This window comes from Streptomyces sp. NPDC048290, from assembly GCF_040652095.1.
In the GTDB taxonomy this organism is placed as follows: Bacteria; Actinomycetota; Actinomycetes; order Streptomycetales; family Streptomycetaceae; genus Streptomyces.
The window spans coordinates 139,564-151,817 of the sequence record NZ_JBEZLM010000005.1 but is presented as its reverse complement, the minus strand read 5'-3'; the positions used below and the strand labels follow the sequence as shown (position 1 = coordinate 151,817).

At 74.2% G+C, this 12,254-nt stretch carries 9 protein-coding genes and 5 tRNA genes; 8 read left to right on the top strand and 6 right to left on the bottom strand.

The window, feature by feature from the left end; translation table 11 throughout:
- The first annotated feature begins 279 nt into the window (after positions 1 to 279).
- The 3 genes from cobT (at position 280) to AB0D49_RS10115 (ending at position 6,479) form a co-directional block, all read left to right on the top strand.
- Positions 280 to 4,179 (top strand): nicotinate-nucleotide--dimethylbenzimidazole phosphoribosyltransferase, encoded by a 3,900-nt coding sequence (gene cobT, locus AB0D49_RS10125; RefSeq protein ID WP_362753795.1) that lies wholly within the window; start codon positions 280 to 282, stop codon positions 4,177 to 4,179.
- Positions 4,180 to 4,343: 164 nt separating this feature from the next.
- The gene (cobA, locus tag AB0D49_RS10120) at positions 4,344 to 5,597 is read left to right on the top strand and encodes a uroporphyrinogen-III C-methyltransferase (RefSeq protein WP_362753792.1); all 1,254 of its coding nucleotides are present in this window, start codon (positions 4,344 to 4,346) and stop codon (positions 5,595 to 5,597) included.
- Positions 5,598 to 5,660: 63 nt separating this feature from the next.
- Positions 5,661 to 6,479, top strand: a complete 819-nt coding sequence (locus tag AB0D49_RS10115; RefSeq protein ID WP_362753789.1) for an RNA methyltransferase — start codon at positions 5,661 to 5,663, stop codon at positions 6,477 to 6,479.
- A gap of 198 nt (positions 6,480 to 6,677) precedes the next feature.
- Here the strand turns inward: AB0D49_RS10115 and AB0D49_RS10110 are convergent, their stop codons facing one another.
- Positions 6,678 to 7,994: a serine/threonine-protein kinase gene (locus tag AB0D49_RS10110; protein WP_362754573.1), complete on the bottom strand. Its 1,317-nt coding sequence runs from the start codon at positions 7,992 to 7,994 to the stop codon at positions 6,678 to 6,680.
- Between the two features lie 196 nt (positions 7,995 to 8,190).
- Here AB0D49_RS10110 and AB0D49_RS10105 point away from each other — a divergent pair, with 196 nt between their 5' ends.
- The 4 genes from AB0D49_RS10105 (at position 8,191) to AB0D49_RS10090 (ending at position 10,455) form a co-directional block, all read left to right on the top strand.
- Positions 8,191 to 8,466, top strand: a complete 276-nt coding sequence (locus tag AB0D49_RS10105; protein ID WP_362753786.1) for a hypothetical protein — start codon at positions 8,191 to 8,193, stop codon at positions 8,464 to 8,466.
- A 210-nt stretch (positions 8,467 to 8,676) separates the two neighbouring features.
- Entirely contained in the window at positions 8,677 to 8,862 is a 186-nt protein-coding gene (locus AB0D49_RS10100) for a hypothetical protein (protein WP_362753783.1), read from the top strand.
- Between the two features lie 232 nt (positions 8,863 to 9,094).
- Positions 9,095 to 10,075, top strand: a complete 981-nt coding sequence (locus AB0D49_RS10095; RefSeq protein WP_362753780.1) for an aminoglycoside phosphotransferase family protein — start codon at positions 9,095 to 9,097, stop codon at positions 10,073 to 10,075.
- Positions 10,076 to 10,155: 80 nt separating this feature from the next.
- Positions 10,156 to 10,455 carry a zf-TFIIB domain-containing protein gene (locus AB0D49_RS10090; protein WP_362753777.1) on the top strand — a complete coding sequence of 100 codons (300 nt, stop codon included), beginning with the start codon at positions 10,156 to 10,158 and terminating at the stop codon, positions 10,453 to 10,455.
- 64 nt (positions 10,456 to 10,519) lie between these two features.
- On the opposite strand, the gene AB0D49_RS10085 is transcribed toward AB0D49_RS10090, so the two are convergent.
- The 5 genes from AB0D49_RS10085 to AB0D49_RS10065 form a co-directional block, all read right to left on the bottom strand.
- A tRNA-Val gene (locus AB0D49_RS10085) sits at positions 10,520 to 10,591 on the bottom strand.
- Positions 10,592 to 10,652: 61 nt separating this feature from the next.
- Positions 10,653 to 10,724, bottom strand: a tRNA-Val gene (locus AB0D49_RS10080).
- 23 nt (positions 10,725 to 10,747) lie between these two features.
- Positions 10,748 to 10,819, bottom strand: a tRNA-Val gene (locus AB0D49_RS10075).
- Position 10,820: 1 nt separating this feature from the next.
- Positions 10,821 to 10,894 (bottom strand) — tRNA-Cys (locus AB0D49_RS10070).
- A 37-nt stretch (positions 10,895 to 10,931) separates the two neighbouring features.
- Positions 10,932 to 11,004, bottom strand: a tRNA-Gly gene (locus tag AB0D49_RS10065).
- A gap of 179 nt (positions 11,005 to 11,183) precedes the next feature.
- Between AB0D49_RS10065 and AB0D49_RS10060 the strand changes: the two genes are divergently transcribed.
- Positions 11,184 to 12,254 carry a chorismate-binding protein gene (locus AB0D49_RS10060; RefSeq protein ID WP_362753774.1) on the top strand — a complete coding sequence of 357 codons (1,071 nt, stop codon included), beginning with the start codon at positions 11,184 to 11,186 and terminating at the stop codon, positions 12,252 to 12,254.

The following is a 12,254-nucleotide window of genomic DNA, read 5'->3' as shown; positions in this document are numbered from 1 at the left end:
ACCGTCGGTCAATGTCCGGAAAACCCGACCCTTTTGGGACGGGTGTGGTACGGCGGAGAGCGGGGGACGCGCAACGTGGCGTAGTCCACAGCGGGCCGTCATGGATCGAGCTGCCATGGCGGGTGATCGGCCGCGACAATGCCACCGTATGGCTTTGTCGTCTTTTCCGGCGGGTCGTTCGTGCCGCTCGGCACGCCCGCTCGTTCTTCACGGCGGGGCGGTCGGCGCGCCGTTCCGGGTGAGCTGGCAGGAGCACTAACCGATGGGCGAGGGGTACGCATGACCGACACCGGCCAGATCCCGGGCGAGGGGCTGCCGGAGTACGCGGGCACGGCGGAGCAGCCCCCCGTGTACGGCTACCTCTCCGAGAGCCCCGCCGAGGACGAGGACCTGCTGCTGCCGGGCGCCCAGGGCGCCTGGGGCAACGAGGTCGCGCCGCCCGCGCCCGAGCCGGTGGTCGAGGCCGTGCACCAGCCCGGCCCCCACGAGACCGCGGGCCGCGACAGCGGCCACGTCGATCTGTCCGGCGTCGACCTGACGGGCGCCCGTGTGGTGGGGGGGACCCCGCCGGGCGCGACGCCGCCGGGGGGGACGGTCATCGGGGGTGTGGTTGCGGGGGGGCCGGTTTCTGGTGGTCCGGTGACGGGTGGTGTGGCTCCTGGTGGTGCGGTTCCTGGTGGTCCGGTGACGAGTGGTGTGGTTCCGGGCGATGCGGTGACGGGCGGTGTGGTTCCGGGTGCCGCGGTTCCTGGTGGTCCGGTGACCGGTGGTCCTGTGCCGGGCGATCCGGTGTTGTCGACGGCTTCCGTGCCGGATTTCGCTGTGCCGCCGGGTGGTTCCGTGCCGGACGGCCCCGTGCCGGGAGGTACGCCCGCCGGGGGTACGCCGGTGGCCGGGGCGACCCCGGCCGCGGGTACGCCGGTGGGGGCCACGCCTCCTGGCGGCACCCCCGTCGCCACCGCGACCCCGCCCGCCGGTACGCCCGTCCCCGGGGCCACGCCCGCCGCCGGGACGCCGGTGGCGCCGCGCCGCCCGCTGCACCTCGGTCCGCCCACGCCCGACGCCTCCGCCAGCCCGGTCCGCTCCCTCGCCGACCGTGGCCCCGCGGGCGTACCGGCCCGCCGCCCCGCCACCCCGGCGACCGGCCCCGAGTACCTGGACGTCCCCCGCGAGGCGGCCCCGCAGAGCGCGGCGCCCTGGGGAGCGGCGGCACCGGTCGCCGTAGCCGCCCCGGCGCCCATCCCGGCGCCCGCCCCTGAACCCGTGGCGGCGACGGCCCCGACGCCCGCGCCGGAGCCCGAGGAGCCGATCGCTCCCCAGGCCGTCCCCGCCGCCGCGAACCCTGCGGAAACGGTTGGCCCGGCGGTCGTGGCGACACCGGAGCCGGTGGTGGAGGAAGAGGGGACGGTCCCTGCGGAGCCGGTCGCCGAGCCGATCGCCGGGCCCGCGGTGACAGCCACCGTCGCCGAGCCCGTCCCCGTCCCCGCTCCGGTTACCGTGCCGGAAGCACCGGCCGAGGAGCCCGCGCCCATCGCCGAAGCGGCAGCCGAGGCGCCCGCGCCGACCCCTCTGACGGAAGCGGCAGCCGAAGCACCCGCGCCGCCCCCCGCCGCCGAAGCGCCGGCCGAGACGCCCGCCCCCGTTCCCGTCCCCGCCCCGGCAGCCGAGGCGCCCGCGCCGGAGCCGACGCCCGCACCAGTGGCCGAAGACCCCGCTACCCAGCAGCCGGTGCCGGACGCCCCCGCCCTGGCCCCCATACAGACCACCCTCCCGGCGACTTCTGAGGCCCCGCCCGCACCCGCCCCGGACCCCGTCCAAGTCCCCCAACTCCCGCAACCCGTAGGGGAGTTCGTCCCCGTGGACGGCCAGGCGCCCACCACCCCGCACCTGACCCCCACTCCGCCGCACCCGCTCCCCGTACCGCCGGAAGCGGCGGTCGCCGTACCGTCCGAAGCCGTCCCCGTCCCGCCGGAGACCGTCCCGCCGGAGACCGCCCCGTCGGCCGCCCAGCCCCCGGCATCCGCGCCCCCGGCATCCGCGCCCCCGGCGTCAGCGCTTCCCGCTCCGCCGGAACCCGTCGTCCCCGCCCCCCGCGAGGCCGAGCAGGACCTCCCGGTGGTGGCGGAGCCGGACGCCGGACTCGTCCAGCACGCCGACGAGCTGGACACCCGCGCCGCCGACCAGGAGGACGAGGAGCCCGCCCCCGCCGTGGCGGAGACCCCGCCCGCGCAGCCCGTCGAAGCGGCACCGCAGGACCCGCCGAGCCCCGTGCCCCCGGCGACGACAGACCTACCGGAACCACCACAACCGCAGACAGCAGACGCACCACCCGTGACAGAAACGACCGCCGCACCACAACAGCCCGTACCCCCCGCCGAGACCCCCGAGCCCACCCCGCTCCCGCTCCCGGCGGAGCCCGCCGTGGAGTCCCCCGCCCCGGACCTCCCCCCGCCCGCGCCCGCCTACGACGACGCCGAGCGCGAGGCCGTGCTGAAGGTGATGCGGGAGCGCCGGGACATCCGCAACGGCTTCCGCGCGGACCCCATCCCGCACGAGGTGCTGCTCCGGGTCCTGGAGGCCGCGCACACCGCGCCCTCCGTGGGCCACTCGCAGCCCTGGGACTTCGTGGTGATCCGGTCCACCGAGACCCGCCGCGCGATGCACGAGCTGGCCACCCGCCAGCGCGACGCCTACGCCAAGTCGCTGCCGAAGGGCCGGGCGAAGCAGTTCAAGGAACTGAAGATCGAGGCGATCCTCGACACCCCGGTCAACATCGTCGTCACCGCCGATCCCACGCGCGGCGGGCGCCACACCCTCGGCCGCCACACCCAGCCGCAGATGGCCCCGTACTCCTCCGCGCTCGCCGTGGAGAACCTCTGGCTCGCCGCCCGCGCGGAGGGCCTCGGCGTCGGCTGGGTCTCCTTCTTCGACGAGCGCGAGATGGTCCGCGCCCTCGGCCTGCCCGAACACCTGGAGGTCGTGGCGTACCTGTGCGTGGGATACGTCGACGAGTTCCCGGACGAGCCCGAGCTGGCCCAGTCGGGCTGGTCCCGCCGCCGCCCGCTGTCCTGGGTGGTGCACGAGGAGACGTACGGCCGTCGCGCGCTGCCCGGTGAGCAGCCGCACGATCTGCTGGGCGAGACCGTCGCCCAGATCCGCCCGCTGGACGCCAAGGCGCTCGGCGAGGCGTGGGAGCGGCAGAAGCGGATGACGAAACCGGCCGGTGCGCTCGGAATGCTGGAGATCATCTCCGCCCAGCTCGCCGGGCTGTCCCGGCAGTGCCCGCCGCCGATCCCGGAGCCCGCGGCCGTCGCTATCTTCGCCGGTGACCACGGGGTGCACGCCCAGGGCGTGACACCGTGGCCGCAGGAGGTCACCGCCCAGATGGTGGCCAACTTCCTCGGCGGCGGCGCGGTCTGCAACGCGTTCGCGGCGCAGGTCGGCGCCGAGGTGTGCGTGGTGGACGTGGGCGTGGCCTGCGACCTTCCGGCGACGCCGGGGCTGCTGCCGCGCAAGGTCCGCGCGGGCACCGCCGACATGACCACCGGTCCGGCGATGACCCGCGAGGAGGTCAAGGCGGCCATCGAGGTGGGCATCGAGACCGCCCGCGATCTGGTCGCCGCCGGGAACAAGGCGCTGCTGACCGGCGAGATGGGCATCGCGAACACCACCGCGTCCGCCGCGCTGATCTCGGTCTTCACGGACACCGACCCCTCCGAGGTCACCGGCCGGGGCACCGGGATCAACGACGAGACCCTCGCCCGCAAGACGGAGGTGGTCCGCCGGGCCATCGAACTCCATCAGCCCGACCCGTCCGACCCCATCGGGGTGCTCGCGGCGGTCGGCGGTCTGGAGCACGCGGCGATGGTCGGTCTGCTGCTGGGCGGCGCGTCGCTGCGGACGCCGGTGATCCTGGACGGGGTGAGCGCGGGCGCGGCGGCCCTGGTCGCGCGGGCCATCGCCCCCGAGGTGCTGGCCGCCTGCATCGCCGGGCACCGCAGCGCGGAGCCGGGTCATGTGGCCGCCCTCAACAAGCTCGGTCTGCGTCCGCTGGTCGACCTGGACCTGCGCCTCGGCGAGGGCACGGGCGCGCTGCTGGCCCTCCCGATGGTCCAGAGCACGGCGCGGGCGATGCACGAGGTGGCGACCTTCGACTCGGCGGGAGTCACCGAGAAGTAGCCTCCCGGGGCCGGAGCCCCCGCCCGGCATAAGATCCGACCGTCACGGCGTCCCTGGGGACAGTCACTGTCCCCAGGGACTGTCCCCAGGAACGTCACGCCGCACCACGCCGTACCACCACGCCGCACCACCCCGCACCGCCGCCCGCGCAAGGAGCCCGACCCATGGCAGAACACCCCGCCTACCCGGTAGGACTCCGCCTGGCCGGCCGCGAGGTCGTCGTGCTCGGCGCGGGCCAGGTGGCCCAGCGCCGCCTGCCCGCCCTGGTCGCCGCGGGCGCCCGCGTCCTGCTGATCTCCCCGGAGGCCACCCCGTCCGTCGAGGCCATGGCCGACGCCGGGGAGATCACCTGGCAGCGACGCCGGTACGCGGACGGCGACCTCGCCGACGCCTGGTACGCCCTGATCGCCACCAGCGACCCCGCCGCCAACACCGCCGCCTCGGCCGAGGCGGAACGGCACCGGGTGTGGGCGGTCCGCGCGGACGACGCCGACCGGGCCACCGCCTGGACCCCGGCGACCGGGCACAGCGAGGGCGTGACGGTCGCGATCCTCACCACCGACTCCAGGTCCCGCGACCCCCGCCACACCGCCGCCGTCCGGGACGCGGTGGTCGAGGGCCTGCGCGACGGCACCCTCGTCGCCCCGCACCACCGCACCCGCGTCCCCGGAGTCGCCCTGGTCGGCGGCGGCCCCGGCGACCCGGACCTGATCACCGTGCGCGGCAGGCGGCTGCTCGCCGAGGCCGATGTCGTCGTCACCGACCGGCTCGGCCCCCGCGATCTGCTCGCCGAACTCCCGCCGCATGTGGAGGTGATCGACGCGGCGAAGATCCCCTACGGCCGCTTCATGGCCCAGGAGGCGATCAACAACACCCTGATCGAACACGCCCGCCGGGGCAGATCGGTGGTCCGCCTCAAGGGCGGCGACCCGTACGTGTACGGCCGGGGCATGGAGGAGGTGCGGGCGCTCGCCGAGGCCGGTGTCCCCTGCACGGTCGTCCCCGGGATCTCCTCCGCGATCTCGGTGCCCGGCGCGGCCGGTATCCCCGTCACCCACCGGGGCGTGGCCCATGAGTTCACCGTGGTCAGCGGCCATATCGCACCGGACGACCCGAACTGCCTGGTCGACTGGGCGTCCCTCGCCAAGCTCTTCGGCACACTGGTGGTCCTGATGGGCGTCGACAAGATCGGTGCGATCGCCGACACCCTGATGGCGCACGGCAAGTCCCCGGACACGCCGGTCGCCCTGGTCCAGGAGGGCACCACCGCCGCCCAGCGCCGGGTGGACACGACCCTCGCCGCGGTCGCGGAGACGGTCCGCGCGCACGAGGTGAAGCCCCCGACGGTGATCGTCATGGGCGCCGTCGTGAACGTCGGCCCGCCCCCGCCCCCCGCATCAGGGCCACTCCCCGAGTAACCCCCGGTAACACAACCGTCCCGAGCCGTTGGCACCGCACGTACGACAAGGCAGTATCACCCTGTGGCCGATCTCATCACCGTCGACGACCCCGACGACCCGCGCCTGAGCGACTACACGGGCCTGACCGACGTCGAACTGCGGCGCAAGCGCGAACCCGCCGAGGGCCTGTTCATCGCCGAGGGCGAGAAGGTGATCCGCCGCGCCAAGGACGCGGGCTACGAGATGCGCTCCATGCTGCTCTCCGCGAAGTGGGTCGACGTCATGCGCGATGTGATCGACGAACTGCCCGCCCCGGTCTACGCGGTCAGCCCCGAACTCGCCGAGCGGGTCACCGGCTACCACGTCCACCGCGGCGCCCTCGCCTCCATGCAGCGCAAGCCGCTCCCGACCGCCGCCGACCTGCTGCGCACGGCCCGCCGGGTGGTCGTCATGGAGTCGGTCAACGACCACACCAACATCGGCGCGATCTTCCGCTCCGCAGCGGCCCTCGGCATGGACGCGGTCCTGCTGTCCCCCGACTGCGCCGACCCCCTGTACCGCCGCAGCGTGAAGGTCTCCATGGGCGCGGTCTTCTCCGTCCCGTACGCCCGTCTCGGCACCTGGCCCAAGGGGCTGGACTCGGTCCGCGAGGCGGGCTTCACCCTGCTCGCCCTCACCCCCGACGAGAAGGCCAGCTCCCTCGACGAGGCGGCGCCGCACCGCATGGACCGGGTGGCCTTGATGCTGGGCGCCGAGGGCGACGGCCTCTCCACCCAGGCCCTGGTCGCCGCCGACGAATGGGTCCGCATCCCGATGGCCCACGGAGTCGACTCCCTCAACGTGGGCGCGGCGGCGGCGGTCGCCTTCTACGCGGTGGCGACGGGCCGCCCGAACCTCTGACCGGCACTGGACGGGCTCCCCGGGGCGGGCACGACCCAGGCGACCCCATCTATCGGCGACCACGTATGGCGACCATGAACGGCGACCCCCTACGACGGCCATGTATGGCGGCCACGTATGACGACCGCCTATAGGGGGCGTTCTCGCGAACGACGGCCCTAAGGGGGGCCCTCAGCGACGACCGCCCCCAGGCGCCCGTCAGCCCGAGAGCCCCTGCACCAGCGCGATCCCCAGCGCCACGATCAGCGTCACCACCACGAACACGAAGATCCGCTGACGCAGCAGCCGGGGGTTGGCGGGCCGCAGCCGGGTCGCCGTCCCGCGCGGGGGCTGCCGCCGCGGCGCGGGCCTGGTGCCGGACCCGGTGGAGTTCCGCGCGGCGGGCGTGGGCCTGGCTCCCTGCCGTGCGGTGCCCGTGCCGGTCCCGTTCGTCCGGGAGGCCCCGGTGCCGGTCCCGTTCGGCCGGGACGCGCCGCCGCCCCGCGAGGGCGCGTTGCCCCGCACGGGGCCCGCTCCGCGCGAAGGCATCCCCCCGCGCGGCGGGGGAGTGGTCCCCCGCTGCCCCGGAGCCGTCCCCTGGGGCCGCCGCTGCGTCCGCTGCGGCTCCGGGTAGGTGTCGGCGAGGCGCCCGGTGGGCCGGTCCGCCTCCGCGGCGCGCGGCGCGGGCGGACGGCCGTCGTACAGGTCCTGCGCCTCCCGCGCGGCGATCTCCTTGAGCCGCAGCGACAGATCCAGCGTGCTGGGCCGGTCCTCGGGGTCCTTCGCCAGACACGCCCGGACGAGCGGCGCCAGCGCGTCCGGGACGCCGTGCAGATGCGCCTCCTCATGCACGACCCGGTACAGCATCACCTCGGAACTGCCGTGCCCGAACGGCGAGTCCGCGGTCGAGGCGTACGCCAGCGTGGCGCCCAGCGAGAACACATCGGTCGCCGGGGTGACCAGCGCCCCGCGCACCTGCTCCGGGGCGAGGAAGCCGGGCGAGCCGACCGCCGTACCGACATGGGTGAGCGTGGACGCGCCGGTGGCCCAGGCGATCCCGAAGTCGATGATCCGGGGCCCCTTGGGCGACAGCAGGATGTTGGACGGCTTGAGGTCCCGGTGGACCACCCCGGCCTCGTGCACCGCGACCAGTCCCTCGGACAGCGCGGCGCCCACCATGGCGACCTCGGCCGCGCTGAGCGCGCCCTGGTCGGCCACCTTGTCGTGCAGCGAGGGGCCGGGCACGTACTGCGTGGCGAACCACGGGCGCTCCGCCTCCAGGTCCGCCGCCACCAGCCGCGCCGTACAGCCGCCGCGAATCCGCCGGGCGGCGGACACCTCCCGCGCGAACCGGGAGCGGAACTCCTGGTCCTCCGCCAGATCCGGCCGGATCACCTTCAGCGCGACCCGCTGGCCCTTCTTGTCCGAGCCCAGATAGACCACGCCCATGCCGCCCGCGCCGAGCCGTCTGTGGAGCTTGAACGAGCCGACCACGCGCGGGTCCTCGCGCCTCAGGCGCATCATCGCCATGTTCATCCCCGCTGCCCGGTCCGTATGACGAGCCACAGCTTACGTTTACCCGGCCGCCCGCGCGCAGAGGCCGCGCCCTCTGGGCCCGGCGGATTGTCAGTGCCGGGTGGGAGACTTGAAGCGTGGTCAGAGAGCGTGCAATCAGGGCGGCTTGGCCCCGCCCTCGATCCCAACGGACCGACGTCGAAGGGAGATTGGCCGCGTGAAGGGTGACCGGGTGGAGATAGTCGTGGACGCGGGGGACACGACCCGTACGTACGAGGTGGTGGCGAGCCGCGCCGGCCGCCGGGTGGAGACGGCGGTCCGCAGAGGCGTCGTCGAAGTGAGCGAAGTCACTCGCACCGGGGCCGTGGTGCGCACGGCCCGCTTCATGGCGACGCGGGTCCTGGCCCTCGTCGAGCAGCCGGTCCCCCGGGCGGACGGCTCGGAAAAGTCCGGACAGACCGGACGCCCCCTCCGGGAAGACCCGGAGACGTAGGCCGAGGCGTAGGACCTGTTCTCCACCCAGGGGAGTACGCACCTGCAAGGGGCTCATCCTCCGGGAGGCCCGCCAATCGGTACGAGGGCATGACGCCCACCGCTCGCCGCGCCCCTAGATTTGAGGTCAAGCGGCGGGTGGCAGCACTCGTCCCCCGAGGTCAGACACCCGCCGCTGCCAAACGACACTGATTCGGTCAGGAGAGGGACCATGGCCTACACGGCACCGCGGAGCATCGTCCGCGAACGTGAGCGACAGCACCGTACGGGCCGCCGCCACCCCCTGGTGGCGACGATCATGGCCCTTCCCCTGGCGGTCCTGCTCCTCGTCGTCTTCGACGGCTGGGAGACAGTGGCCACACAGGCGTCGTCCGTGGGCGTGATGCTGGGGCGCTGAGCGGCGACCCCAGGCCCGGAAGAGCGGTCCGGGCGGGGACATCCACCCATAACCCCGTGGGGACGGGGGTGCGGCGGACGGCATGATGCCGGCGTAGCTGGGGAGCTACGCCGGCATCGCTTTGCCCTTTTCCGGGCCGGAGCGCCAGGCGGTCCCGACCCGCCCCGCCACCCGGCGGACCCCTCCCGTACCCTCCACCCGAACCACCTCTCCCCATCCTCCGAAGGCCGCCGTGACCACCCTTCTCTCCGCGCTCACCGCGCAGGCCACCACCGCGGCGCACCCCCGCCCCGGCGCCCCCGGCGAGGCGCCCTGCGTCTGCGGCTCCGGCACCCTCGCCGACCGGCCCGACGCCACCGTCGTCCGGCACGCGGCCACCGTCGCGAAGGCGCACGCCCCCGGCAGCGACCCGGCCCGCCTCACCGCCCGGCTCGCCCTCGCGGCCCGCCTCCCGGGCGTCTTCGTCCCCCCGCTCCGCGCGGACCCGGTCCCCCTCCACGGTCGCCTGGTCACCTTCTGGCCCTACGGCACCCCCGTCGACCCGGACGACCCGGACGCCGCCCCCTGGGAAGCCGCCGCCGGCCTCCTCGCCGACCTCCACCGCACGCCCGCCCCAGATCCCGCGCTCCCCCCGATGCGCGGCCCGGAGAAGGCGGCCCGCGCCGTCGCCCGGCTCCGCGCCACCGGCACCGCGCACCCCGCCGCGGCCCCCGTGCTGCGCGCCTGGGCCACCCTCCCCGCCTGGGCCCGCGCCGACGCCCCCATGCCGTCCGGCGCCACCGCCGTCTGCCACGGCGATCTGCACCTCGGCCAACTCGTCCGCCACCCCGCCCCGGACGGCCCGTGGCGCCTCATAGACGTCGACGACCTCGGCGTCGGAGCCCCCGCCTGGGACCTCGCCCGCCCCGCCGCCTGGTACGCCTGCGGTCTGCTCGCCCCCGACGAGTGGACCCGTTTCCTCACCGCCTACCGCGCCGCCGGGGGCCCCGCCGTCCCGCCCACCGGCGACCCCTGGCCCGCCCTCGACGTCCCGGCCCGCGCGCTCACCGTCCAGACCGCCGCCACCACCCTCACCAAGGCCCTCGCCGCGCACCGCGCCCTGGACGAGGTCGAGCAGTCCGTGATCGACGCGGCGGCCCGCATAGCGGCCCTGCCCCAGCCCCAGCGATCCGCACGTACACCCGGGGAGTGGGAACGGACGCTCCCGAAGTAGGGTGCAACCGACCGCCGCCGGACAGTGTCTGTCCTGGCGAAACGTGAAGCAGGACCGACCGGCGAGGAGTTGAGCCAACGATGCAGTGTCCGAAGTGCCCTGGACAGATGCAGACGTACAACCGCAATGGCGTTCAGATCGAGCAGTGCAACAACTGTCGGGGGATCTTCCTGGACTACGGCGAGCTGGAAGCGCTGACCCGACTGGAGTCGCAGTGGGCCCAGCCCGGCCCGCCGCCCCCGCCGGCCGCCCCGCAGTACCCCGCCGCTCCCGCCCCGCCCGCCCCCGCCTGGGGCGCTCCGCACGGCGGCGGCCACGGCGGTCACTACGGCCACGGACACCGCCAGAAGAGCTTCGGCCGCATGTTGTTCTCCAGCTGACACGGACAGCGGAAACACGACGAAACCCCCGGCCGTACGCGACGGCCGGGGGCTCCGGACTGTGTGGACGATACTGGGATTGAACCAGTGACCTCTTCCGTGTCAGGGAAGCGCTCTCCCGCTGAGCTAATCGTCCTCGGGACCAGGACCGGAATCTCGTACGGAATCACCGTGCGAAACCGGTCATGGGCACTGCGTGCGCGATACTGGGATTGAACCAGTGACCTCTTCCGTGTCAGGGAAGCGCTCTCCCGCTGAGCTAATCGCGCGGGTCGAAGCCGAACGGCTTCAGTGGACGATACTGGGATTGAACCAGTGACCTCTTCCGTGTCAGGGAAGCGCTCTCCCGCTGAGCTAATCGTCCTTGGAGGTGGAGACGGGATTTGAACCCGTGTAGACGGCTTTGCAGGCCGTTGCCTCGCCTCTCGGCCACTCCACCAGGAGTGTAGGGGACCGCGAGGACCCCTGTTTCTGCGAGCGGACGACGAGGTTCGAACTCGCGACCTCAACCTTGGCAAGGTTGCGCTCTACCAACTGAGCTACGTCCGCCTGTCGTTTCGGTCGGCTTGCGCGTCCCGGGCGACGTGGTGAACTCTAGCGGATTCCGGGGCCAGTACAAAAACGCGTTTGTGCAGCGTGCTGCCCTGCGCCGATGCGCACACCGGCCATGACCACCTGCGACGGGACGGCCGGGCCGCCCGTCGGACACCCGTCCTAGACTCGGCGGCGTGCTCGACCTGTCTCCCCTCGCCCGCTTCGGTGACCGCCTCGCCACCGGTCTCCTCGATGTGACCAGCGATCCCGCGGCCCTGGACTCCCGTGGCTTCTGGGCCGTCTGTGCCGACTTCGAGGGCGGGCTGACCTGCGCCCGCTTCGCCGAGGTCCATGAGCGGCCGGTGCCCGCCCCGGTGCCGGGCGCCTGGCGGGGACCGGCCGTCACCGACTGGACGACCTCCCTCGACCAGGCCGCGTACATGACGGGCGTACGCCGGATACGCGCCCATATCGCTGCCGGTGAGGTGTATCAGGCCAATCTCTGCCGGGTGCTGACCGCCCCCGTCCCGCCCGGCGCCGACGTGGACGCCCTCACCGCGCTGCTCGCCCGGGGCAACCCGGCGCCGTACGCCGGAACGATTCGGCTGCCCGGTCACGGGGTGGAGGTGGCCACCGCCTCGCCCGAGCTGTTCCTGCGCCGGGACGGCCGGGTCGTCGACTCCGGGCCGATCAAGGGCACCGGACGGACCGAGGCGGACCTGCTGGAGAAGGACTTCGCGGAGAACGTGATGATCGTCGACCTGGTCCGCAACGACCTGGGCCGGGTGTGCGGGACCGGCAGCGTCACCGTCCCCGATCTGTGCGCCGTCGAGAAGCACCCGGGGCTGGTCCATCTGGTCTCCACCGTGCGCGGCGAGCTGCGCGACGGGGCGGGGTGGCCGGAACTGCTCGCCGCGGCCTTCCCGCCCGGGTCGGTCACCGGCGCCCCCAAGTCCAGCGCCCTGCGGATCATCGCCGATCTGGAGACGGCACCGCGCGGTCCGTACTGCGGGGGCGTCGGCTGGGTCGACGCCGATCGCGGGACGGGCGAGCTGGCCGTCGGCATCCGGACCTTCTGGATCGACCGCGCGGCCGGGCAACTGCGGTTCGGCACCGGCGCGGGCATCACCTGGGGCTCGGACCCCGAGGCGGAGTGGCGGGAGACCGAGCTGAAGGCGTCCCGCCTGCTCGCTGTAGCGTCGGGGACGTACGAGACGTACGAAGGGGGCGGCCCCGGACCGTCCCCGGCGAAGCAGACGAGGTAG